The 24,289-nt window shown below is 47.7% G+C and carries 25 protein-coding genes; 12 read left to right on the top strand and 13 right to left on the bottom strand.

The features are described 5' to 3' along the window. Nucleotides 1-22: 22 nt before the first annotated feature. From napA to napF, 3 genes are read right to left on the bottom strand one after another with little or no spacing between them, the layout of a single operon-like run. Nucleotides 23-2,533, bottom strand: a complete 2,511-nt coding sequence (gene napA, locus MTBPR1_RS12410; RefSeq protein ID WP_069189337.1) for a nitrate reductase catalytic subunit NapA — start codon at nucleotides 2,531-2,533, stop codon at nucleotides 23-25. After that, nucleotides 2,530-2,826 (bottom strand): chaperone NapD, encoded by a 297-nt coding sequence (locus MTBPR1_RS12405; RefSeq protein ID WP_165602671.1) that lies wholly within the window; start codon nucleotides 2,824-2,826, stop codon nucleotides 2,530-2,532. The genes napA and MTBPR1_RS12405 overlap by 4 nt, the downstream gene beginning before the upstream one ends. Before the next feature lie 49 nt (nucleotides 2,827-2,875). After that, nucleotides 2,876-3,388: a ferredoxin-type protein NapF gene (gene napF / locus MTBPR1_RS12400; protein WP_083223074.1), complete on the bottom strand. Its 513-nt coding sequence runs from the start codon at nucleotides 3,386-3,388 to the stop codon at nucleotides 2,876-2,878. A gap of 195 nt (nucleotides 3,389-3,583) precedes the next feature. Between napF and MTBPR1_RS12395 the strand changes: the two genes are divergently transcribed. After that, entirely contained in the window at nucleotides 3,584-5,032 is a 1,449-nt protein-coding gene (locus MTBPR1_RS12395) for an ATP-binding protein (RefSeq protein ID WP_069189335.1), read from the top strand. 3 nt (nucleotides 5,033-5,035) lie between these two features. Here MTBPR1_RS12395 and MTBPR1_RS12390 read toward each other — a convergent pair whose 3' ends face one another. From MTBPR1_RS12390 to MTBPR1_RS12380, 3 genes are all read right to left on the bottom strand, one after another. After that, nucleotides 5,036-5,698, bottom strand: a complete 663-nt coding sequence (locus tag MTBPR1_RS12390) for a response regulator (RefSeq protein ID WP_069189334.1) — start codon at nucleotides 5,696-5,698, stop codon at nucleotides 5,036-5,038. A 186-nt stretch (nucleotides 5,699-5,884) separates the two neighbouring features. Continuing rightward, entirely contained in the window at nucleotides 5,885-6,478 is a 594-nt protein-coding gene (locus MTBPR1_RS12385; protein WP_069189333.1) for a TIGR04282 family arsenosugar biosynthesis glycosyltransferase, read from the bottom strand. A 5-nt stretch (nucleotides 6,479-6,483) separates the two neighbouring features. After that, nucleotides 6,484-7,155, bottom strand: coding sequence for a TIGR04283 family arsenosugar biosynthesis glycosyltransferase (locus MTBPR1_RS12380; RefSeq protein WP_069189332.1), 672 nt, complete (start codon nucleotides 7,153-7,155; stop codon nucleotides 6,484-6,486). A 93-nt stretch (nucleotides 7,156-7,248) separates the two neighbouring features. Between MTBPR1_RS12380 and MTBPR1_RS12375 the strand changes: the two genes are divergently transcribed. Further along, a complete protein-coding gene (locus tag MTBPR1_RS12375) occupies nucleotides 7,249-7,860 on the top strand; it encodes a ribonuclease HII (RefSeq protein ID WP_069189331.1) in 612 nt (203 codons plus the stop codon). A 38-nt stretch (nucleotides 7,861-7,898) separates the two neighbouring features. Here the strand turns inward: MTBPR1_RS12375 and MTBPR1_RS12370 are convergent, their stop codons facing one another. From MTBPR1_RS12370 to MTBPR1_RS12355, 4 genes are all read right to left on the bottom strand, one after another. Continuing rightward, on the bottom strand, nucleotides 7,899-8,609 hold the full coding sequence (locus tag MTBPR1_RS12370) for an amino acid ABC transporter ATP-binding protein (RefSeq protein ID WP_276204548.1): 711 nt from the start codon (nucleotides 8,607-8,609) through the stop codon (nucleotides 7,899-7,901). 132 nt (nucleotides 8,610-8,741) lie between these two features. Next, complete coding sequence (locus MTBPR1_RS12365) at nucleotides 8,742-9,845, bottom strand: amino acid ABC transporter permease (protein WP_069189330.1); 1,104 nt, start codon at nucleotides 9,843-9,845, stop codon at nucleotides 8,742-8,744. Nucleotide 9,846: 1 nt separating this feature from the next. Then, nucleotides 9,847-11,043, bottom strand: coding sequence for an amino acid ABC transporter permease (locus MTBPR1_RS12360; RefSeq protein WP_069189329.1), 1,197 nt, complete (start codon nucleotides 11,041-11,043; stop codon nucleotides 9,847-9,849). 99 nt (nucleotides 11,044-11,142) lie between these two features. Next, a complete protein-coding gene (locus tag MTBPR1_RS12355) occupies nucleotides 11,143-12,165 on the bottom strand; it encodes an amino acid ABC transporter substrate-binding protein (protein WP_069189328.1) in 1,023 nt (340 codons plus the stop codon). A 512-nt stretch (nucleotides 12,166-12,677) separates the two neighbouring features. On the opposite strand from MTBPR1_RS12355, the gene MTBPR1_RS12350 reads away from it, so the two are divergent. The 3 genes from MTBPR1_RS12350 to MTBPR1_RS12340 are packed head-to-tail and all read left to right on the top strand — an operon-like array spanning nucleotide 12,678 to nucleotide 15,379. Then, on the top strand, nucleotides 12,678-13,550 hold the full coding sequence (locus MTBPR1_RS12350; RefSeq protein ID WP_069189327.1) for an S-methyl-5'-thioadenosine phosphorylase: 873 nt from the start codon (nucleotides 12,678-12,680) through the stop codon (nucleotides 13,548-13,550). Nucleotides 13,551-13,573: 23 nt separating this feature from the next. Next, entirely contained in the window at nucleotides 13,574-14,668 is a 1,095-nt protein-coding gene (gene mtnA / locus MTBPR1_RS12345) for an S-methyl-5-thioribose-1-phosphate isomerase (protein ID WP_069189326.1), read from the top strand. 6 nt (nucleotides 14,669-14,674) lie between these two features. Continuing rightward, nucleotides 14,675-15,379, top strand: a complete 705-nt coding sequence (locus tag MTBPR1_RS12340; RefSeq protein WP_069189325.1) for a class II aldolase/adducin family protein — start codon at nucleotides 14,675-14,677, stop codon at nucleotides 15,377-15,379. A 22-nt stretch (nucleotides 15,380-15,401) separates the two neighbouring features. Here the strand turns inward: MTBPR1_RS12340 and MTBPR1_RS12335 are convergent, their stop codons facing one another. Further along, on the bottom strand, nucleotides 15,402-15,770 hold the full coding sequence (locus MTBPR1_RS12335; protein WP_165602670.1) for a response regulator transcription factor: 369 nt from the start codon (nucleotides 15,768-15,770) through the stop codon (nucleotides 15,402-15,404). A gap of 146 nt (nucleotides 15,771-15,916) precedes the next feature. On the opposite strand from MTBPR1_RS12335, the gene MTBPR1_RS12330 reads away from it, so the two are divergent. The 7 genes from MTBPR1_RS12330 (at nucleotide 15,917) to pheT (ending at nucleotide 21,570) form a co-directional block, all read left to right on the top strand. Further along, nucleotides 15,917-16,369 (top strand): PaaI family thioesterase, encoded by a 453-nt coding sequence (locus MTBPR1_RS12330; RefSeq protein WP_126465217.1) that lies wholly within the window; start codon nucleotides 15,917-15,919, stop codon nucleotides 16,367-16,369. Then, a complete protein-coding gene (locus MTBPR1_RS12325) occupies nucleotides 16,366-16,773 on the top strand; it encodes a PaaI family thioesterase (protein ID WP_069189323.1) in 408 nt (135 codons plus the stop codon). Before MTBPR1_RS12330 ends, MTBPR1_RS12325 begins: the two co-directional genes overlap by 4 nt. A 28-nt stretch (nucleotides 16,774-16,801) precedes the next feature. Then, a complete protein-coding gene (gene apaG / locus MTBPR1_RS12320; RefSeq protein WP_069189508.1) occupies nucleotides 16,802-17,197 on the top strand; it encodes a Co2+/Mg2+ efflux protein ApaG in 396 nt (131 codons plus the stop codon). Between the two features lie 174 nt (nucleotides 17,198-17,371). After that, entirely contained in the window at nucleotides 17,372-17,569 is a 198-nt protein-coding gene (gene rpmI, locus MTBPR1_RS12315) for a 50S ribosomal protein L35 (RefSeq protein ID WP_069189322.1), read from the top strand. A 34-nt stretch (nucleotides 17,570-17,603) separates the two neighbouring features. Next, complete coding sequence (gene rplT / locus MTBPR1_RS12310) at nucleotides 17,604-17,960, top strand: 50S ribosomal protein L20 (RefSeq protein WP_069189321.1); 357 nt, start codon at nucleotides 17,604-17,606, stop codon at nucleotides 17,958-17,960. 125 nt (nucleotides 17,961-18,085) lie between these two features. Beyond that, a complete protein-coding gene (pheS, locus tag MTBPR1_RS12305; protein ID WP_069189320.1) occupies nucleotides 18,086-19,162 on the top strand; it encodes a phenylalanine--tRNA ligase subunit alpha in 1,077 nt (358 codons plus the stop codon). Beyond that, a complete protein-coding gene (gene pheT, locus MTBPR1_RS12300; protein ID WP_069189319.1) occupies nucleotides 19,159-21,570 on the top strand; it encodes a phenylalanine--tRNA ligase subunit beta in 2,412 nt (803 codons plus the stop codon). The genes pheS and pheT overlap by 4 nt, the downstream gene beginning before the upstream one ends. 67 nt (nucleotides 21,571-21,637) lie before the next feature. Here pheT and MTBPR1_RS12295 read toward each other — a convergent pair whose 3' ends face one another. Together MTBPR1_RS12295 and MTBPR1_RS12290 are read right to left on the bottom strand one after the other, a co-directional pair. After that, complete coding sequence (locus MTBPR1_RS12295; protein WP_069189318.1) at nucleotides 21,638-23,722, bottom strand: response regulator; 2,085 nt, start codon at nucleotides 23,720-23,722, stop codon at nucleotides 21,638-21,640. Then, nucleotides 23,722-24,273: a heme NO-binding domain-containing protein gene (locus tag MTBPR1_RS12290; RefSeq protein WP_069189317.1), complete on the bottom strand. Its 552-nt coding sequence runs from the start codon at nucleotides 24,271-24,273 to the stop codon at nucleotides 23,722-23,724. The genes MTBPR1_RS12295 and MTBPR1_RS12290 overlap by 1 nt, the downstream gene beginning before the upstream one ends. Nucleotides 24,274-24,289 lie beyond the last annotated feature (16 nt).

The following is a 24,289-nucleotide window of genomic DNA, read 5'->3' as shown; positions in this document are numbered from 1 at the left end:
GAGGAAGGACGGTTAATGTTTTTTAGGCTTTTTCGATTTTACAAGCACACTTCTTGTAATCAGTCTCTTTGGAAAGCGGATCAGTCGCATCCAATGTCAACTTGTTCACAAGTGCACCTTCATCAAACCACGGAATGAAGACGAGGCCTTCCGGCACGCGGTTACGGCCACGTGTTTCCACACGAACCTTAATTTCACCACGAAGCGAGGAGACTTTGACTTCTTGCCCACGACGAAGACCGCGTTTTTTCGCGTCCGTCGGGTGCATAAACACGACAGCGCTTGGGAATGCACGGTGCAATTCTTCTACGCGACGTGTCATGGAGCCTGAATGCCAGTGTTCAAGAACACGACCTGTGCAGAGCCACAAATCGAATTCTTTATCCGGGCTTTCAGCTGGTGGCTCGTATGGTGCAAAGATGATGTTCGCACGACCATCTTTTTTACCGTAGAAACGAACACCTTCGCCGGCTTTAACGTGCGGGTCATAGCCTTCACGGAAACGCCACAGTGTTTCTTTACCGTCAATGACAGGCCAACGTAGCCCACGTGCTTTATGGTATGTTTCAAACGGTGCCATTTCGTGGCCCTTTTTGATGATACCTTCAGCAGAGTTGAACATACGGTATTCTTCGAAGATCCCTTTATGAACGTAATAACCGAAGTGATCGGCATCATCGTTGTCATAAACGTTACCCGCGCCATCGGTAATTTTCTCAACAGGGTATTTGTTGATGTTACCGTTTTCATATAGCACTTCGTACATGGTCTTGCCGCGAAGCTCAGGTGCTTTTGCAAGCAGCTCTTCAGGCCAGACTTCTTCGATTTGGAAACGCTTGGCAAATTCCATCATCTGCCACATGTCAGACTTGGCTTCACCCGGTGCTTTCACCTGTTGACGCCAGAACTGTGTACGACGTTCCGCGTTACCATAGGCACCTTCTTTTTCCATCCACATTGCAGTTGGAAGGATCAAGTCCCCTGCCAAAGCCGTAACTGTTGGATATGGATCAGACACAACGATGAAGTTTTCTGGGTTACGATAGCCCGGATAACCTTCTTCGTTCATGTTTGGTGCAGCTTGCATGTTGTTGTTACACATAACCCAATAGGCATTGAGTTTGCCATCTTTCAACATACGGTTTTGCAGCACTGCGTGATAGCCTGGTTTTGGTGGAATTGTGCCATCAGGCAGTTTCCAGATTTTCTCAGCAAACTTGCGGTGAGATTCTTTTTTCACAACCAGATCGGCAGGCAGACGGTGTGCAAATGTACCAACTTCACGAGCAGTACCACAAGCAGACGGCTGACCTGTCAATGAGAATGGGCTGTTGCCCGGCTCAGAGATTTTGCCCATCAAGAGGTGAACGTTATAGAGCAGACCATTTACCCAAACACCACGTGTGTGCTGGTTAAAGCCCATTGTCCAGTATGAAGAAACCTTACGTTTTGGATCAGCATAAGCTTGAGCCAGTTTCAACAGGGACTCTTTTGGCACACCAGAAAGTTCTGCAGCGTAATCCAACGTATATTTAGCAACGGATTTAGCATATTCATCAAATGAGATTTTGTTGAATTTACCTTTACCCGGGTTCTTGGCAGCTTTTTCCAAAGCATGCTCAGGACGCAGGCCGTAACCAATATCAGTTGTTGTTGAGTTGAAGTTCACATGCTTGGAAATAAAGTCTTTGTTATATGCTTTATTTTCAATGATGTAGTTGGCGATATAGTTCAGAATAGCCAAATCCGTTTGCGGATTAAAGACCATACCGTTATCAGCCAGCTCAAAACAACGATGCTCGTATGTAGACAGGACGTGAACTTCACAACCCGGCTTTGTCAAACGAGTGTTTGTCATACGCGACCATAGGATCGGGTGCATTTCCGCCATGTTGGCGCCCCAAAGGACGAACGTGTCGGCATGTTCCAAATCGTCATAACAGCCCATCGGCTCATCAATACCGAAAGCACGCATGAACGCACCTACGGCTGAAGCCATACAGTGACGTGCGTTTGGATCAAGGTTGTTAGAACGGAAACCCGCCTTAAACAGTTTAGAGGCCGCATAGCCTTCCATCACTGTCCATTGACCAGAACCAAACATACCAATGGAAGTTGGGCCTTTTTTCTTAAGGGCTTCTTTCCATTTAACAGCCATTATGTCGAAAGCTTCATCCCAGCTTACGGGCTCGAAATCACCTTCTTTATCATACTTGCCGTTTGTTTTGCGCAACAGCGGTTGAGTAAGACGATCTTTACCGTACATAATCTTGGACAGGAAATAGCCCTTGATACAGTTTAGACCTTTGTTCACAGGTGCATCAGGGTCCCCTTGGGTTGCGACGATTTTACCGTCACGTGTACCAATGAGAACACCACAGCCTGTGCCACAAAAACGACAAGCGCCTTTATCCCAACGGATATTTCCGGGCATAGCGGCTTGGGCAGTTTTGGCGGGTAGAGAAACGCCTGCAACGGCAGCAGTCGCTGCAGCAGCATTGGCTTTCATAAATTCGCGCCGGGTCAGTTTCATGAGGAAACCTCCTCCATTTCTAGCGAGTCTTGAGATTCAAATTGATGATAGACGAGAGAGCTGTTGATAACGCCACTGGTACGATCCACTGTTGTGATCATTTCAGAAGCCAGACAGTCTTCGGTATCTTCGATGGTAATGACCAAACGGCCATCTTCGGTTTGGGTATGGACATCCACACCCTCTAGTTCATTTAATGCAGCGCACACTTCGTCGATGCGGCCTTTGGCCACATGAGCGATGAGCCCACACACATTAAAGGGCTTCTCTGGTGAGGGCATTGCACCCGGCACCGTCGCAAGCTCTTTTCCTTCAGCAAGAAAACGACTATTAACTTTCAATTCATTCCCCCTCTTCATTAAGTTCGGGTTTAATCACAATCGCTTCACTAGGACATACTGATACACAAGCACCACAGCCTGTGCATTGATGTTGGTCTAGTTGAGGCACTGCAACCGCCCCCGCAGTGAGACGAAAACGGATGGCACGGGGTTCACACTGGTCATCACAAGCCCTGCATTCGATCCCCTTCATCGCCAAACATTTCCCCTCAATAGAAATGCTTAGTGACCAAGGGGTTTCAGGATCGAGCATCACCAATGCGCCATCACGACACGATGCGACGCAATCACGACAAAAAGTGCATTCCCCTTTCGAGAAATCCACTTTGGCCAACTTACGCTCATCGATTTTGAGAATATTTTCAGGACAAGCCGTCACACACTCGCCACAGCCAGTGCATTTTTTGGCAAAAGCATCACGTTTGAGAGACCAAGGTGGACGAATGACATCGTCTTGACCGCTCAGACCGGAATGCCCAAACAACATTGTTCGTCTTGAAACTTCATTTCTCATGGGACCCCCTCCCACATTCCAAAAATCATACTTTGGATGGATGAATATCTACCATAGCACCCTGCTTTTTGCAAGAAAATCTCATACTTTAGTACTATTTAATTAGAATAATTCAAATTTCCAAGCTAAGTCCCTAAAGGTAATACCGCTTGATTTTTCCTACACAAAAAGATCAGACTCACCTATAAAGCTTATATGGAAAGATTACTCAAACCCGATGAACAGAACCCCGGTTTCTGGATGACCAAGCGCTATATTTTTGCGCTTATGGCAATTGCGATTCTGGCGGCATCTGCCTTTGGAACTGTGGGCTTATTGATTGCGGAACATAAAAGCACGCTCTCGGTTGTAAATATTTCCGGACGCCAGCGTATGCTGTCTCAGCGCACCGCCCTTTTCGTTGCCCAACTGGCTGCAGCCGACAGTTATTCAAAACAGCAAAAATTTAGAAAAGAACTGCGCCATTCCACAATCTTGCTGCAACAAGCCCACCTTGCCCTCACCGGGCGGGCAAATGCCATTAACATGTCCATCGATATGTCACCGGAGGCGCGCAAACGCTATTTTAAAGGGGCCTACCCGCTTAATGCACAGATGCGGGGCTATATCGAAGTGTTGCGTGAAATTATTGACATGCCATCAGACGAGCTTTCACCGGAGCACCCTTCCGTTAAATTCGTTCTGGAGGTAGCACCGGGTAAACTGGTTGAAGCCCTTGATTCCATGGTGAAATTTTATCAGGAAGAAGGTGAAAAAGCGTTTGATTTCCTGCGTTGGCTTGAGGCGGTTTTTCTGAGCCTGACCATATTGGTCCTCACCGTTGAAGCCTTTTTCATCTTCAGACCGATGGTGCGCCATGTGTCTTTACAGATGATGCGCATTAAAGACTTCTCCGATGGGCTTGAAGAAACCGTGACCCAACGTACCCAACAGCTTGAAGAGGCCAAAACGGCCGCAGTAAAAGCTAATGCAGCCAAATCAAAGTTTTTGGCAGCTGCGGGTCATGACCTCAAACAACCCCTTGAAGCCATCGGCATGTTTTCCGGCATGTTAGAGCGTCGCATGCCTGATGATCGAAGTGCGGCGATTATGCGCGATATGCATGATGCACAACGTTCCATGCGCTCCCTTTTAGACTCCATCCTTTCGCTTTCCAAGCTTGAGGCAGGCGTAATCGAGCCCAATCCATCGCACTTTGAGCTGCAACCGCTTCTAACCCAGCTCACCCGCGAATATCGTGTTTCTGCCCATGCCAAAGGATTGGGCTTGCGCATGGTGCCTTCAAGCTTAAAGCTCCATACTGACCCGCTTTTACTAGAAAGAATTTTGCGCAACTTCCTGTCCAACGCCATTCGCTATACCAAAGAGGGGCGTATCTTGCTTGGCTGTCGCCGTGTTGATGATCACATTAGTATCGAAGTTTGGGATAGCGGACCCGGCATCCCTGCAGAAGGTATGGATAAAATCTTTACGGAATTTTCCCAGCTCGATGATCCTGAGCGTGACCGAAGTGAAGGTATCGGCCTTGGGCTTGCCATCGTTAAACGTCTCGCCGACCTTCTTGAGTTGGAAATTTCCTGTGAGTCTGAGGTTGGCAAAGGGTCTAAATTTGCCATTCTTCTGCCCTTAAAAGAAACAGATTAAAGCTTACTTGCCAATTGCATTTTGAAACTTCAAAACCGCTTGGGTTCTATTTTCCACATCAAGGGTACGCAAAATAGCTGTCACATGGCTTTTGACGGTACTTAGGTTCAAATCAAGACGCTCACCAATTTCCTGATTAGACAGACCTTCAGCCAACAGCGCCAAAACTTCGCGTTGACGCCGTGTCAAATCGGGGAAAATATCTTTGGTTGCCATTGAGCTTGATGCCGATTGGTTTGGATTTTCCATCGCGACGCTGGTATCAAGCCCGCCCAAAACAGGTGGGACATAAGACCCGCCACTTAAGACTAGTTTTAAGATCGTTGCGATCAGACCGTCATCGGTTGTTTTAGGGATATAAGCACGCACGCCAGCAGCCAGAACCGCGCGCATTTCATCGGGGTCTTCAGAAACCGTGAACACACAAACCGGTGTTGGATCAACCCGTTCTACCACTTGGGCAATAGCCTGCCCGTTGCCATCCATACCCGGCATGCGCAAATCCAGCATGACCAGATCAAACCCTTCGCTGTTGTCATCAAGGGCTTTTAAAATATCGCCATTATTGCGCGCTTCAACAACATTAAGCTCGGGTGCCAATTCAGAGAGAACATATTTTAAAGCTGTGCGGACAATAGAATGGTCGTCAGCGAGTAAAACTTTCACGAAAGCACCTTTAATTTTTTATTTGAGCCGATAGATTATATTTAGCATTCCTCGCGGTCCAATCAAAGCGTTTCTAAGCTATTTAATATGGGTTTTTACATATATTTTCAGCTAAATTTTATTCCAAAGACTGACTTCCCCAACTTTAGATGGAAGTCTACAGACTTCTGCCAAAGTTACAGGTTCTTATCTTTTTTCACGCCAGCGCCGTAAATCATCCCCTGAATCGATATCTGAAAGCGTCTCAACAAAAGCAACTTTCTTGCCTTTCAAGTTATCAAGGCAGGCTTGCAACGTATCACTTTGTGACCAGCTTACAGATTTACCATAGGGATTGGCGAGAACAGGGTGGCGTTTTAGTCCAACCAGCCAAAAGCCGCCATCTTCTGCGGGGCCAAAAACAGCATCATTTGTGCCCAAAAGCTTAAAAGCTTTCTTGATATAATCCGCCTTGATCTCCGGTATATCTACCCCCACAACAATAAACGCCCCTTTTGGCAAGTGTTGTGCAGGCCTTATCATACGTGCACCCAAATCACCGCTGCCTTGCTTAAGATATCGCACAGGCCCTTGGCTAAAGCTTCTAAAGCGCGCGTGATCTGGACTAATGGACAGCCAAACTTGCCAGCTTTTATCCACGCTCAAACGTTTAGGTAATGCGTGCAACATTTCACGATAAAACCGCCAAGCCGCAAGCTTCCCCACATCACGGGCCAGACGTGTTTTAACCCGGCCTATGCGGGGTTCTTTAGCAAGGATAACAAGGTGTTTTTGGCGCACGCGGTTTACTCATAAATCTTCAAGATACGTTGGGGCGATAGTCCCAAGAAATAGAGCGTTAAACAAGTGGCATTTCTCATCATGCGACGCAGGTAGCCTTCTTTTTGATATTTTACGGCTGAGGTTACAGCTTTTACAGACAGCTGCTTTAAATGTTTTTTACCAATGCGGCGCACCATATCGACATCTTCCATCAGTGGGATATCACTAAAACCACCAACCTGATCATAATGATCTCGACTAATCAATAAACCCTGATCTCCATATGGCAGTCCGAGCAAACGACAACGCCATGAAACAATCTTTTCCAATCTTTTGGCTTTTTCATGCTCCTCATCCAATGCAAAGGTAAAATACCCCGCCCTTACATCTGAACTTTGTCCGGCAATAAAGCTCGCTACCTCTGCCCCCCAATGATCGGGCAAATGGGTATCACTATGTAAAAAAAGCAACCAATCCCCAGATGCAGCCTCTGCGCCTGCCTTTAACTGGGCCCCGCGTCCTTTTGGTGCTGTCACAATACGGTCAGCTAATTCTTGTGCGATCTTAAGTGTCGCATCACTTGATCCGCCATCCACAACAATAATCTCGCGCGCATAAGGTGGCGGCACGAGGCTGGCGATTGTCTTTTTTAAAGACATTGCGCTATTGTAGGTGGGGATGACTATGCTTAACATAACAACACTCAAATAAATTCATAACCTGCCTTTAATCATAACAAGCCGACAATAAAAAGGCTGTGCGCAGGAACACACATATGGAAGTTTATTATGCCTGATTTTGAACTGGAAAACGAGCAAGACGGTATCGTCTGCGGTGTGGATGAAGCCGGACGTGGCCCTTGGGCTGGCCCAGTCACAGCAGCGGCTGTCATTTTCAATCAGGAAACCCTCACCCCAACCCTTGCCCAAAGCCTCAATGATTCAAAGAAACTTTCTGCCAAAAAACGCGAAGCCCTGATCGATCAGATCAAAGGGGAAAGCATCTGGGCCTTAGGCGAAGCCAGCGTTGAAGAAATTGACGAGCTCAACATCTTACAAGCCACTTTCCTTGCCATGCGCCGCGCCGTTCAAGGCCTCTCACAAAAACCCGATTACGCTCTAATTGATGGCAATAAAATGCCGCCCAAACTGGGGGTCAAGGGGCATCCTGTGGTAAAGGGCGACGGGTTATCCTGCTCTATTGCCGCAGCCTCCATCATCGCCAAAGTGACGCGTGATGAACAGATGGCAAAACTGGCAGAAGACTTCCCCGGCTATGGCTGGGAGAAAAATGCAGGCTATGGGGTGAAACTACATCAAGAAGGATTGGCACAGCTTGGCGCCACACCACATCATCGCAAAAGCTTCAAACCCATCAAAAAGATATTGGGGATTGAATAGAAAAATGTCGCCCCCACAAAAGTAGGGGCGACATCTCCTTAATGGCCGATGATTTGGCTCAAGAACTCTTGGGTACGTTCTTCTTGTGGGTTGTTAAAGAACTCATGAGGTTCATTTTCTTCCACAATCTGACCCTCCGCCATAAAGATCACCCGATCGGCAACCGTTTTGGCAAAGCCCATCTCGTGCGTTACACACAACATGGTCATGCCTTCTTCGGCCAACTGAACCATGGTATCGAGCACCTCTTTGATCATTTCAGGATCAAGGGCTGAGGTTGGTTCATCAAACAGCATGATTTTGGGCTGCATACAAAGTGAGCGCGCAATGGCAACACGTTGTTGCTGACCACCAGAAAGCTGACCGGGGAATTTATGGGCTTGCTCAGGGATTTTTACACGCTCAAGATAATGCATGGCGCGCTCTTCAGCTTCCGCCTTGCTTTCTTTGCGCACCCACATGGGCGCAAGCGTGCAGTTTTCCAAAATGGTGAGATGCGGGAACAGGTTGAAGTGTTGGAAACACATGCCAACCTCACGGCGGATCTTATCAATATTTTTAAGATCGTTGGTGAGTTCCACACCATCAACAATAATCTGGCCCGCCTGATGTTCTTCAAGGCGGTTGATACAACGGATCATGGTTGATTTACCTGAACCAGACGGCCCGCAAATAACGATGCGCTCGCCCTTATGAACATTCAGGTTAATGTCACGAAGCACATGAAAATCGCCATACCATTTGTTCATTCCGATCAATTGGATCACGTCTTCAGGTGCCACTTCGTGGTCTAGGTTGTGACCGGCGCGCAATTCCGCTTCGGTTACTGTATCTGTAATAGCATCAGGATCTTTAGTCATATTATCCTCAAATTTCTTTGCTTAGCGTTTGTGTCCGGTGTGAAGTTTGCGCTCCAAAGCTTGGCTGTATCGTGACATGCCGAAACAGAAAACCCAGAAACAGAACGCTGCAAAAATATAACCCTCAGTTGCAACGCCGCCCCATGCAGGGTCAACGATGGAAGATTGCACGGTTGCCAAAACGTCGAGCAGACCAATGATCAACACAAGTGTTGTATCTTTAAAGAGGGCGATGAATGTATTTACGATGCCCGGAATAACGAGCTTCAAAGCCTGTGGCAAAATGATCAGCCCCATGGAGCGCCAATAGCCCAGACCAAGCGAAGCCGCAGCCTCAAACTGACCTTTCGGTATGGCTTGAAGGCCGCCACGGATCACTTCAGCCATATAGGCTGATTGGAACATGATAATCCCGATGAGTGCGCGCAGGAGCTTTTCAAAATCCCAACCTTGCGGCAAGAACAAAGGCAACATGACTGAAGCCATAAACAGCACCGAGATTAACGGCACACCACGCCACAGTTCAATAAAGGCCACACAGACCATACGAACCATCGGCATTTCAGAGCGACGTCCCAAAGCCAGAACCACACCGATCGGCAAGGCTGCAACAATACCAACATAGGATAAAACCAACGTCAGCATCAAACCGCCCCATTGATGCGTTTCAACATGTTCAAGGCCAAACATACCGCCAAGTAACAAGATACCAACGATCACCGGCAGTATCGTTAAACCAGCAATGCCCAGCCACTTTTTAACCTCGCCAGAGACCTGAGAGAAGAACTGGGGAACAACGATAAGCGCCAATAACAGGAAGCTTAAATCCACACGCCAGCGTTCCGCCTCGGTATAAAAACCATAAGTGAAGAAGCCTAATCGCGTTTTGATAAAGACCCAACAGGCCCCAGCTCCACTACAGGCTTGGGGTGAGTCACCTGCAAAATTCGCACTAAAAAATGCCCAGTCTAAAATTGGCGGGACAAACTCCCACAGCAAGTAAGCTGCAAATAAGGTCATAACCGTATTAAGCGGGGTCGATAGTAAGTTCTGTCGCACCCATGCAACCGCACCTGTTGATGATACAGGAGGTGGGAGCGCTTCTTTTTCAACAAATTTTCCCATCTCAACGCTCCTTCAACGACATGGCTTTATTATACCAGTTCATCATTACTGATAGGACCAGGCTGATGGTTAGGTAGACCGCCATGGTCATGGCCACAATTTCAACGGCTTGACCGGTCTGGTTCAAGGTCGTGCCCATAAAGACACTCACGATATCTGGATAACCAATTGCCGTTGCCAAAGAAGAGTTCTTGGCAAGATTGAGATATTGGCTGGTCAAAGGCGGGATCACCACACGCATGGCTTGGGGAATAATAATCTTGCGCAATGTCACACTACGCTTGACCCCCAAAGATTCAGCCGCTTCTGTTTGCCCATGAGGTACCGCCAGAATACCAGCGCGTACAATCTCGGCAATAAAGGCCGCTGTATAAGTTGATAAAGCCAGCAACAGTGCGATCAGTTCAGGAATAACTTGCACACCGCCTTTTAAATTAAAGCGGGTCTGTTCAGGTATTCCCCATGTTAAAGGCGCGCCCATAACCACAAAAGCCAAAAGCGGCAAACCGATAATCAAGCCCAAACCTGTCATAAAGGCGGGGAAGGGCTGGCCTGTTTCTTCCTGACGTTTACTTGCCCAACGGCTCACACCGATGGCACCAACAATACCAATGATCAAAGCGACCCAAACAGCACCAAAGCCCTCTCCGGCAATGGGTTCAGGGAAATAAAAACCACGGTTATTCAGGAAAAAAGCCTCACCTGCGCTTATACTTTGGCGCGGGCTTGGCAGGGGTTGAAGAACAGCGAAATACCAGAAGAAAATCTGCAACAGCAAAGGAATATTGCGAAGGGTCTCCACATAGACAGTGGCAATCTTTGCAATCAACCAGTTTTTGGACAGACGGGCAACACCCATCACAAAGCCCAAAATGGTTGCCACAAAAATCCCGAGTAGTGAGACCAGAACTGTATTTAACAGGCCGACAATGAAGGTCTTCCCATAGGTGTGGGAGGCATCATATTCGACCAAGCTCATTAAAATTTCGAAGCCGGCAGGATTAGTTAGAAAATCAAAGCCCGTTGTAATTCCACGGCTTTCCATATTCTGCAGGGTATTCTGGAAAATTGTCCAGCCTAACCAGATCAGAACACTAAAAAGAAGCGCCTGAAAAACAACCGCACGCACACGCGGGTCATAAAGCACCGAGGAAGTGGGTTTGGGCTCAGTGGCGTTGTCGTTCTCTTTTTGCGACATATGCACACTCCAAACTCAAAAAAAAGAAAAAGTGGGTGTGTTCGCCGAAGGTTTCTTCGAAAAAACACACCCACTCATAATCGTCTAAACCGTTAGTTCTTAGCGAACTGGCGGTGCGTATTGTAGACCACCTTTAGACCATAGCGCATTCAAACCACGAGAGATTTGCAGCGGAGTCTTTGGACCAACGTTACGGTCAAACATTTCGCCATAGTTACCGACTTGTTTAATCGCATCATATGCCCAGTTTGCACCAAGACCAAGTTTCGCACCGGCATCACCAGATGTACCAACAAGACGTTGAACACCAGGGTTTTTGCTTTTCAGCATGTCAGCTGCATTTGCAGATGTTACACCCATTTCTTCAGCGTTCACGAGAGCGAACAATGTCCACTTCACGATGTTGAACCACTGGTCATCGCCTTGGCGAACAACTGGGCCCAAAGGCTCTTTAGAAATAACTTCTGGCAGTACAACTGCTTTAGATGGGTCGTCCAGTTTAGAACGAAGCGCATAAAGCTGTGATTGGTCAGAAGTCAGAATGTCACAACGACCTGCAGCGAAACCTTGTACAGTTTGATCGGATGTATCGTAAACAACCGGGCTGAATTTCATGCCGTTAAGCTTGAAATAATCAGCAAGGTTCAATTCAGTTGTTGTACCTGCTTGAATACAAACAGACGCGCCATCAAGTTCCAGCGCAGATTTAACGCCGAGCTCTTTTTGAACCATGAAGCCTTGACCATCGTAATAGTTTACGCCAGCAAAGTTCAGACCCAGTGATGTATCACGTGTATGTGTCCAAGTTGTGTTACGTGACAGCACGTCAATTTCACCAGACTGAAGGGCTGTGAAACGTTCTTTTGCTGTCAAAGGAATGAATTTAACTTTATTTGCATCGCCCAAAACGGCAGCAGCTACTGCACGGCAGGTATCCGCATCAAGACCTGTCCAGTTACCTTTTTCGTCGGGCAGAGAGAAACCCGGCAGACCAGTAGAGGCACCACAAAGAAGCTCACCACGCGCCTTTACAGTATCCAAAGTGTTCGCTGCCATCGCAGCTGTTGCAGAAACGGCTGTTGCAACGAGTGCGCCAGTCAGGACAGATAGAGTTTTTTTCATTTTAGAAATCTCCCGTGAATTGAAAAACAGAATAATCTGACAGGTCCGATTTCATGACTTTTTTTAAGTTCATCAAAATCGCGCCTTAAAGCTCCCTAACCACTAAGTAACTTGTTTTTTATTATCAGATCATTCAACTGAAGCACCGGTGGAGGCCCTTCAATATTATTTGTTTGCACAGATGAAACACATTCTCAGTTTCAAATGCACATACTGCAGCTTTACCCTTAATTAACCGATTGGCAAGACCAAATTTTCAGAAAAACATTTTTTTTGACCAGACACTCAACATCTCTGCGTAGTAGTGGGTATATATTTTAATTTTCTGAATATATTTCAGGCACTTTTGTGCATTGCAGCGTATAATAGTGGTGAAAAATGAGGCGCAGAATGATCATTTTTTAAGCCGCTTTTAAAAAGAATCTTCCTTTTTTATTTTCATGGCTTTTTTGCTCATTCCATGGCAAAAAACTTCCCAACATAGGAAATTTTCATCAAGGGAATCATAAATTATGGCAGAAACAATTATCGGCGTTATGGGCGGCAGCGGTATTTATGAAATCGACGGGCTGGAAAACACCCGTTGGGAAAAGATCACTTCTCCCTTTGGTACAGTTTCCGATGACATCCTTTTTGGGGAGCTGGACGGCGTTCAAATGCGTTTTTTACCCCGCCATGGTCGCGGTCACCGCATTTCCCCCACAGAAGTAAACTACCGCGCCAATATCGATGCCATGAAACGTACAGGTGTTACGGATATCGTTTCGGTCTCTGCCTGTGGCTCTTTAAAAGAAGAATTGCCACCGGGGCATTTTGTGCTGGCGGATGATTATATTGATCGCACCTTTGCGCGCGAAAAATCTTTCTTCACCACAGGGTGTGTCGCCCATGTGGCCTTTGGCGAACCGGTTTCAAAACGATTGGTTGATTGCCTTGAAGACGCCTTAAAAGAAATCGGCATTGACTATACCCGTGGTGGCACCTACCTCGCCATGGAAGGCCCGCAATTCTCCACCAAGGCGGAGTCAAACCTCTATCGTAGTTGGGGCTGTTCCGTCATCGGAATGACCAACATGCCAGAGGCCAAGCTTGCGCGTGAAGCCGAGATGGGATACGCCACCGTTGCCATGGTGACCGATTATGACTGCTGGCATGAAGAACATGACGATGTAACTGTTGAACAAGTCATCAAGGTCCTGCTGGAAAATGCCGAAAAAGGCCGCTCTTTAGTCAAAGCCGCCGTTCCTAAAATTGCGGCAGCCCCCTTGCCGTGCCCCAGCGGATGCCACAACGCCCTTGAATACGCCCTCATCACCGCCCCCGATGCGCGCGACCCTGAAGTGGTTGCCAAGCTTGATGCGGTTGCAGGCCGGATTTTGAAGTAAACCAAATAATAAGGAGCTGGAAAATGAAAGTTAATGGTACATCAACGCGCCCGATCTGGCTGGATGATGATGGTTGGGGGGTTAATATTATTGACCAGACCAAACTGCCCCATGCTTATGAAATTGTGCGTATGGAAAATCTGGCGGATGCCTGTCATGCGATTTTTGATATGTTGGTGCGTGGTGCGCCTTTAATCGGCGCGACCGCGGCTTATGGCATGGCACTTGCCCTTAAAAAGGATGCAAGTGATGCAGGTTTTGATCAGGCCTATAGTGAGCTTTATGCCACGCGCCCCACAGCCGTGAACTTACGCTGGGCCTTAGATGAAATGCGCGCACAAATCTTCCCCTTGGCTGAGGGCGAACGCATTGGGGCAGCTTATAAGCTTGCCGCCCAAATTTGTGAAGATGATGTGGCGCAAAACTCCTCTATTGGTGATCATGGTCTCAAGATCATCCAAGAGATTTGGGAGAAAAAGGGCAAAACCGGCGTGGTTAACATCCTCACCCATTGTAATGCCGGCTGGCTGGCAACAGTTGATTGGGGCACCGCAACCGCGCCGATTTATAAAGCCCATGACAGTGGCATTCCCGTTCATGTCTGGGTAGATGAAACCCGCCCGCGCAACCAAGGTGCCTCGCTGACGGCATGGGAGCTCGGCAATCATGGTGTGGACCATACCTTAATTGTCGATAATGCAGGCGGTCACCTCATGCAACATGGTGAGGTCGATCTTTGTATTGTCGGCACGGACCGCACCACCGCCTCTGGGGATGTATGTAATAAGATCGGCACGTATCTTAAGGCCTTAGCTGCCCATGATAATGATGTGCCATTTTATGTGGGTTTACCCTCCCCGACCATTGACTGGACGGTTGACGACGGGGTGAAAGAAATCCCCATTGAAGAACGTGATGCAACAGAAGTCACCGAAATGACGGGCCGTTTAAAAGACGGCACGGTTGCCACAGTCACGATCACGCCAGAAAGCTGCACAGCGGGTAACTACGCCTTTGATGTGACACCGCGCAAATATATCACCGGGCTTATTACCGAGCGCGGCGTGGCAAAAGCGTCAAAAGAAGGGCTCGCCGTCCTCTTTCCTGATAAGGTCTAAGCTGTCATGTCCCTGCGCCAAGATGTCATTGATACGGCCTTGAAGATGAATGCCTTGGGGATCAACCAAGGCACCAGCGGCAATGTGTCTGCACGTTCAAAAAACGGCTTTTTCATTACGCCTTCTGGCATGGATTATGATCAGCTTGATCCTCAAGACATTGTGGAGGTACGCAAAGATGGCAGCTACCACGGCAAGCTCAAACCGTCTAGTGAGTGGCTCTTTCACCATGACATTATGAGCGCGCGCAAAGATGTGAATGCCATCATCCATACCCATTCCAAATTTGCCACCACACTGGCGTGCCTGCGTCGGGACTTGCCGCCTTTTCATTATATGATTGCGGTATGTGGCGGCAAAACAGTGCGCTGCGCGCCTTATGCCACCTTTGGCACACAAGAACTTTCAGACGTGGCCCTAAAAGCTTTGCAAAGCCGCAATGCCTGCTTGTTGGCAAACCACGGCATGATTGTGGCAGCAAGTAATCTGGATAAAGCTTTAAAGATCGCGCAAGAGCTGGAGCTTCTGTGTGAGCAATATCTCACCGCCCTACAAGTAGGCGAGCCTCATATCTTAAGTGATGAAGAAATGGATGAGGTGATGGAGAAATTCAAAACCTATGGCAAGCAAGGTGCCTTGGAGACAAAACCCAGTGTGCCAACGCGCGATCCATGGAGCCAAGGTTTTACAGGCTATAAATCACACCCTTAACATGAGGGTCCTATAGATGTAATTAGCGCAACAATGCTTTAACCGTGCGAATAAGCTCATCTGGGCGAAACGGTTTTTGCAAAATCGCATCGGCACCACAGGTCAGGGCCGCATCTAGCAAGTCCCCGCCATCTTTATCCGGCCCGCCCCCGGAAATCGCTAAAATACCGATATCCTGATGATGAGAAATGGCATGGTCAATCACGGCTAAGCCATCAATTTCGGGCATTAGAATATCTGTGATCAGCAAGTCAAAGGAAGAAGATTGCAACAGCTCAATCGCATCTTTGCCATTGGTTGCGCTTTCAACGTCAAACTGGGCATTGATCAATGCCTGTTTCATGACATTGAGCACTGACTTGTCATCATCGACAATCAAAAGTCTCCCCACGATGCTCTCCCTTAAATCAATTAACGCATAGTCCATCATTACAGCTAAACAGTAAAGAAAATCATAAGCTTCCTTTAAAAGCTATTGACAGACTGTTCGCATACCATACATTTGTTTCATCGCTTTTTGATTTTAAGGATAATCCGGTGTCCACATCCCTGCATAATTTCATGAGACAGACGGTTGAAAACCTGCCCCATTGTAAAAAACTGGGCTTAAGGTTTGAAGGCCTGTCCCAAGGTCAGGGCTGTATGTTTCTTCAACCGCGCGCCGAACTGGTCTGCAATAAAGAAAAGAATTTGCTGCACAGCGCCATTGTCACCACCTTGCTTGATACCCTATGTGGCACGGTTGCCTCTTCGGTTTATCCTGAAGGGCGCACGGTGGCGACACTTGATCTTCGCCTTGATCATTTGCGCTCCATCAAAGGTGATCAAACCCTTTATGGGCGTGCTGAATGTTTTCATTTTAATGAAGATGTGGCGTATGTACGCAGCTGGGCTTGGCAGGGTGACGAAAGCCACAAAATCGCCACCGCCACAGGCACCTTTAAAACAAACGGCACCTTCCAACTTCAGCTAGACGGAGAGAGCTCTTGAAACCGCACCGTAAACTCTCCCCCCTCAACGACATGATCCCTTATGCAGAACTTGTCGGATTAAGCCTTTTTGAAGACGACCTTGGGCTCGTGACCATCTTAAAGGAAAATGCCGATAATATTGGTAATGAGATCATTGGCGCGGTTCATGGCGGTGTGGTGGCTGGCCTGATGGAACATGCAGCCTCCTTTCACCTGCTTGACCAGCTCGGCGAAGATGCCCCTGCGCCCAAGATTATTAACATCTCGGTTGATTATTTGCGCCCTGCCCTTCATCAAGATACCTATGCCCGCGCAGAAGTGGTTAAACAGGGCAAACGCGTGGCAAATCTGCGTGTTACGGCTTGGCAAAAAGATGAAAAACGTCTCGTTGCCACCGCTCATGCGCATTTCCTTATTGCGTAATGGCAAAAGAAGCCCCATCTTTAACTCTATGAAATATCAAGAAACAACACGTATGGTGACCATCTCGGTCGAACCGATTTTTCTGGAAGACGACTCCGAGCCAGAAAAAGGCACATATGTATGGGCCTATCACATTACAATTGCCAATGATGGCTATGAAACCATCCAGCTGATTTCGCGTCACTGGAAAATCACCGATGGCATGGGGCGCACCCAAGAAGTGCGCGGCGAAGGCGTTGTGGGCGAGCAACCCACCTTGCAGCCCGGTGAGAGCTTTGAATATACCAGCGGCGTGCCCCTTCAGACCCCAAGCGGCTTTATGGGTGGATCATACGAGATGATCAGTGCGGTTGGCGAAAGGCTTAATATTATGGTCCCGACCTTTTCACTAGATAGCCCTTATGAAGCCCATACGGTGAATTAAGCTTATTGGGCATTTTCCCCTTGCAATCAGCTGGTCTTGAGTCTATAACCCGCTACCTCGTTGCTGAAATTTATGTCAGCGACGCGTATTTTATTAAAGGCATTAAATGATGACGGATGTGGCTAAGGCATGCCTAGGCGTCGGGTTTAATGTAGATATCTAAAGGATAATGAAATGCCTAAAATGAAGACAAAATCTGGCGCTAAAAAGCGCTTCAAGATCACTGCTACTGGTAAAGTACGTGGTGCTTACGCATTCAAATCCCACAACCTGCGCAAACGTTCCAATAAAATGAAACGTCAAGCACGTGGTAGCTTTGTATTGTCAGCTGCAGATGCACGCATGGCAAAATCAATGATGCCTTACGCTTAATTACAGTCGCACATATATATAAGGGTTTAGAAACATGCGTTCTACAGTAGCAGTTGCTTCTCGCGCTCGTCGCAAGAAAATCATCAAACAAGCCAAAGGTTATCGCGGTCGTAATAAAAACGTTTTACGCGTAGCTATGGAGAAGGTCGATAAAGGCCTCCAGTATCAGTATCGCGATCGTCGCACGAAAAAGCGTAACTTCCGTTCGCTTTGGATCCAGCGTATCAACGCCGGTTCTCGTCAGTACGGTGTATCCTACTCACAATTCATGAATGGCCTCAAGCTGGCTGGTATCGAGCTCGACCGTAAGGTTCTTGCTGATCTTGCAGCACGTGAGCCAGAAGCGTTTAAGTCATTGGTAGAACAGGCTCAGGCCGCTCTCGCCAAGTAAGAAAGACGCTCCTGTAAGGCCGTTGGCTTTACAGTGAAATATCTTGGAAAAGGGGACTGAAGCCTTCAAGGCTTTCGTCTCCTTTTTGCTTGTTTACAGCTTTTTCATTTTAGGAACGGAAATTAGTGGAAAATCTTGATCAGATAAAAACCGAAGTGCTGGACGCTGTTGCCGGGGCAACCGACTCCAAAGCTTTGGACGACATTCGTGTCAACGCGCTTGGTAAAAAAGGCTCCATCACCTCCATGATGAAAAACATGAAGGACCTGAGCCCAGAAGAGCGCAAAGAGACCGGACAAAAGCTTAATATGGTTAAAGGCGAAGTTGCCCAAGCCATTGAGGCGCGCAAAACCGAGCTGGCCGATGCAGAACTGAACGCCCGTTTGATGGCTGAAAAAATCGATGTGACGCTTTCAACGCGTCCAGAACAGGCAGGCACCATTCACCCGGTGAGCCAAACCATCGATGAAGCCATCGCTATTTTTGGTGAAATGGGCTTCACCGTTGCAGAAGGCCCGAACATTGAAGATGACTGGCGCAACTTTGGTGCCCTAAATATCGGCCCTGAACACCCTGCACGCCAAGATCACGATACCTTCTACCTGCCGCGCGAACAAGACGGCCACCGTATGGTATTGCGCACACATACCTCTCCTGTACAAATCCGTTCCATGCAGGAAAAAGGCGCACCGATCCGCATCGTATGTCCGGGTCGCACATATCGTTGTGATTATGATGCCACGCACACCCCTATGTTCCATCAGATCGAAGGTCTGGTGATCGATGAGAAAACACATTTTGGTCACCTTAAAGGGACCTTGATTGATTTCTGCCGGGCCTATTTTGGTGTGGATGAACTGCCCGTTCGTTTCCGCCCAAGTTATTTCCCGTTCACAGAACCTTCTGCAGAAGTAGATATTGGCTGTACCCGTGAAGGCGGCGAATTTAAAATCGGGGCTGGGGATGACTGGCTTGAGATTTTGGGTTGCGGCATGGTCCATCCTAAAGTTCTGGAAAACTGCGGCATCGATTCCACCAAATACCAAGGTTTTGCCTTTGGCATGGGGATTGAACGTATTGCCATGTTGAAATACGGCATTCCTGATCTGCGTACATTCTATGAATCTGACCTACGCTGGTTGCGTCACTACGGCTTTAAAGCCCTTGATGTGCCATCTATGGTGGGAGGGCTAAACAAATGAAGTTCACATTAAGCTGGCTCTTGGAGCACCTTGAAACAGATAAATCCTGTGACGAGATTGTTGAAAAGCTCTCTATGATCGGCCTTGAGGTCGAAGGCGTTGAAGACCGTTCTAAAGGTCTGGAAACCTTCAAGATCGCTGAAATCGTTGAGTGTGAGCAACACCCAGATGCTGATAAGCTTCGCCTTCTTAAAGTTTTTGATGGTGAAAAAGACTATCAGGTGGTTTGTGGCGCGCCCAATGCACGCAAGGGCCTAAAAGGTGTTTTTGCAACGGATGGTTCTTACATTCCGGGCTTGGATGTTACGCTCAAGCCAACCAAAATTCGTGGTGTTGAAAGCTTTGGCATGATGATGTCTGAAGCTGAAATGCTCCTGTCTGAAGATCATGACGGTATTGTTGATTTACCAGTTGAGACAGAAGTAGGCGCGCGCGCTGTTGATATCATGGGTCTAACCGATCCAATCATCGAGATTGCCATCACACCAAACCGTGGTGATTGTGCGGGCGTGCGCGGTATTGCGCGCGATCTTGCCGCAACTGGTTTTGGGAGCCTGAAACCCATCAATACCGATGCGGTTGAAGGCACCTATGAAAGCCCGGTTAAGATCAATCTGCATAATCCGGCTGAAGGCCCGGCGATCTGTTCACAATTTGCCGGTCGCTACATCCGTGGTGTCAAAAACGGTCCTTCACCAAAATGGTTACAAGAAAAACTCTTGGCTGTTGGCCTGCGCCCGATCTCTGCATTGGTGGATGTGACCAACTATTTCTCCCAAGGCCTGTGTCGCCCGCTGCATGTATTTGATGCAGATAAACTTAGTGGTGATATTCATGTGCGTCTTGCCAAAGAAGGCGAAATGCTTAAGGCACTGGATGAAAAAGAATACACCCTTGATGGTGATATGACAGTTGTCTGTGATGACGCTACACCCCATGCCCTTGCGGGTATCATGGGCGGCGAAGTCTCTGGCTGTCAGGACGACACGGTCAATGTCTTTCTTGAATGTGCCTTGTTTGACCCAATCCGCACAGCCATGACGGGTCGCAAGCTCGATATCATTTCTGATGCGCGCTATCGTTTTGAGCGAGGCGTGGATGAAGCCGCTGTTGTTGATATGACAGAAATGGCCTCTCGCCTGATCATTGAGATTTGTGGCGGTGAAGCTTCTAAGCTTGTGGTTGCCGGTGATGAGCCAAAATGGCAACGAAACATCACTTTGCGCAAAGCACGTGTTAAGCAGTTAACCGGTGTAGATGTCCCCGTTGAAGAAATGGCCCGTATCTTAAAAACACTGGGCTGTGAGCTGACTGATAAGGGCGAGACCTTTGATGTACAACCACCAAGCTGGCGTTCTGACATTGAGATGGAAGCCTGTCTTGTTGAAGAAGTCATCCGTGTTTATGGCTATGACAAAATCGAAGAAGTTTCACTCGTGCGTGAAACAAATCTTCCTGTCGTTGCCCTCACGCCCATGCAGCAAAAACGCGATGCGGCGCGACGCACCCTTGTATCACGCGGTGTGTCTGAGGCGGTGACTTACGCCTTCTTGCCAGAAAAACAAGCCAAACTCTTTGGCTGGACTGATGAGAACTTGCGCCTGACAAACCCGATCTCAACCGATCTGGAAATCATGCGTCCCTCACTGCTGCCTAACCTGCTTTCAGCCTGTCAGCGCAACAATAACAATGGCTATCCCAATGGCTGTTTGTTTGAAGTTGGCCCACAGTTTGATGGCGATACAGCAGACCAGCAACCCATTGTAGTTTGTGGTGTGCGCACAGGCCAGACAGCGCAACGCAACTGGGCTGAAAGCCCGCGCCGCGTTGATGTGTTTGATGCCAAGGCCGATGCCATGGCTGTGTTAGAAGCAGCCGGTGCGAAGGTAGAAAGCCTTCAGGTTGACCCAGAAGGCGCGCCTGCCCATTACCATCCGGGTCGCTCTGGTGCGTTTAAGCTTGGGCCTAAAAACACATTGGCCTATTTTGGCGAGCTTCACCCCGGTGTGCTTAAAAAGATGGGATACAAAGGGATTGCGGTTGGTTTTGAGATTTATCTTGATGCTATTCCTGCACCAAAAGCCAAAAAGACCGGTGCCCTGCGCCCCTTGTTGGTCTTGTCCCAATTCCAGCCGGTTGATCGTGATTTTGCCTTTGTGGTGGATAGTGATATTCCTGCAGCCAAGATCATTCAATCTGCCAAAACAGCAGATAAGAAACTGATCACTGATGCTGCTGTGTTTGATGTGTATGAAGGTGAAAATATGGAAGAGGGCAAAAAGTCAGTTGCCATCACCATTAAACTTCAACCCACAACAGAAACCCTGACCGATGAGCAGATCCAAGCGGTTTGTGATAAGGTCGTGGCAAATGTTGCGAAAAACACAGGCGGTGAGCTGCGCGGCTAAGCCGGCTTAACCGACCGAAAAAAAAGAAAAGGCGCTGACCGTTATGGTGAGCGCCTTTTTTTTCGAGCTATGAGAGAAAGCGCTTGCGGGCAGCTTTATCAAACACGTCAAAAGCACGGGAAAGATCAGCAGGCTCAAAACTGGCTGACATCTGTTCATTTTCCATCTCGCGCGCTATGTCACGAACGGCCTTTGCCCCCATAGAAGCCGCAGCGCCTTTCAGGCTATGGGCTTCGCGCTTAATCAAGGCATGTTCTTTGTTCTGCCACGCTTTATGAAGGTTTTCTACGCGTAAGATACTGTTCTCTAAAAATGCACCAAGCAGCATTTTGTAGCCATCAAGATCAAGGTCATTGATCATAGTCTGAACAATGTCTTCATCCCAGATATCTAGGTCCACATTATCTTGCGCACTCACGTCGCTTTCTGGATGAACATTCTCATCTATCCCTAAAGTCTTAAAAATACATTGGGCGATTTTTTCACGGCTGACAGGTTTGGACAGAAAATCATTCATACCTGCCAAAATACATTTTTCACGGTCCCCCGCCATGGCATTTGCCGTCATGGCAACGATGGGGATATTGGCATAATTGGCGTTCTGAGCACGGATTTCACGGGTGGCCTGATAGCCATCACATTCCGGCATCTGCACATCCATAAACACAAGGTCATAAGGCAGGCGTGAGACCGCATCAATGGCTTCAAAACCATTGCCCGCAATATCCACATAATGGCCAAGCTTTTCAATATTGCCTTTTGCCACCATCTGGTTCACCTGATTATCCTCAGCCACCAAAATACGCAAACGCACATTGGTTTGTGCTTCTTTACTCTGTTCAGACTTTTCAACAGATTTCATACTGACGGGAGCTTTGGGGAAGAGACATGAAATCAGCACATTTTTGAGAACCTGCTGGCGTATAGGTTTTGCAACAAACGCATCATAATCCAGCTTTTCACCCACATGAGGCGAAGAAGACGTCAAGATCACAGGGACTTGTTCATCAATCGGTAACTGGCGGTATTTTGAAAGGAAATGCGCCCCATCATATTGCGGGAGATTAAAGTCCAGAACCACCACATCAAAATCATCTTTTGAGATGAGTTCCAGCCCTTCTTCCACCGCATCGACAATGGTATTTTGAAAGCCCCAACTGGTGAGGTTTACATCGAAGATTTCCTGATTAACCGGATTATCATCAATGATAAGTGCGCGTTTACCTTGAAGCGCGGCCTCATCCTTGCTCGTAATCGGCTCAACATCATCATTGATGCGCTCAAGGGGTAAGACAAACCAGAACTTACTGCCCTTGCTCAGCTCACTATCGACTTTTACATCACCACCAAGGGCATTGACGATGAGTTGCGAGATGGCAAGGCCAAGTCCCGTCCCGCCATATTTACGCGTGGTGGAAGCATCAACTTGAGTGAAACGTTCAAACAGTTTATCGCCATCTTCTTTACTGATACCAATACCCGTATCTTCAATTTCAAAGGCGATTCCACCCTCAACCCCATGCACACGCAAGGCGACTGAACCTGTTGCGGTAAATTTAATGGCATTGTTAATCAGGTTTAAAAGCACTTGGCGAATACGCCCGGAGTCTGATCGGTAAGTACCATTTAAATCTGGTGAGATGATTGAGCCAAATTCAAGTTGCTTGTCCAGCGCCTTTGAGGCCATAAGGTCAACCACGCTTTCACAGACTTGAACCAGATTAAAATCTGATTCTTCCAGCTCCAGCTTACCGACTTCAATTTTTGTATAATCCAAAATATCATTAATGATACGAAGTAAGGCTTCGCCCGATTGTGAAATGGTCTGGGCGTAATGAACCTGTTCATCATCCAGATCTGTATCCATCAACAGGCCTGTCATGCCGATCACACCGTTCATGGGCGTGCGGATTTCATGGCTCATGGTGGCAAGGAATTCTGATTTTGCTTTATTGGCCTCTTTGGCTTGCTCTAAGGCTTCACTCAAAGCCTGAGTGCGCTTTTCAACAAGAACTTCTAACTCATCATGGGAATGTTTTAGCTTCTGATTGGCTTCATAAAGCTCAGCACTTTTGACTTCCAAAAGCCTCTCGGCTTCCTTGCGTGCCTTTTTTTCTCGGTCAATTCGTTTTTTATAGGTCTGCTCGTCCATTAGGCAGCACTTGTTCTGCGAATGGTGAACTCAACTTTATTTTCATCTTCTGTTGAATGATTTACACAGTCAACTGAAGCCTCTTCGCCGAAATAATCCAATGTGCCTTCGATTAAACCTTTTGCCAAAACACTAAAGGGGCGCACTGATGAATAATGCATCACCAATGTGTTTTCATCTGGTTCCTCATAGGTGAACTTTGGCAATGTGGCGTTGGGATAAAGTTTGAGAACCTCTTTATGGATATGTCCATCAACGGATTTAAAGAAATCAAACGAGTTATCCACGCTTGTGAAGAAGACCGGGTAGCGCTCACTAAAGACTGTCGCGAGATGCTTGCCAAAGGCCTTGACCAAATCATCGACCTCCATACCCGTGCGCTTACTTAAGGCGACAACCAGCGCAATGATCTCATGGTGGCTGTATGCCCCAACGGCCGTATAGGCCCCGCCGCTTTCAAGATCACAATCATCAAGAATATCATCCACCATGTCGGCAGAAAATACTTCTTCAACCATCTCTGTGAATTCTGAAAAAACAATGCCAAGCATGAGCCACCTCTATAGA

The organism is Candidatus Terasakiella magnetica (genome assembly GCF_900093605.1).
GTDB lineage: Bacteria > Pseudomonadota > Alphaproteobacteria > Rhodospirillales > Terasakiellaceae > Terasakiella > Terasakiella magnetica.
This window is presented reverse-complemented; position numbering and strand designations above follow the sequence as displayed.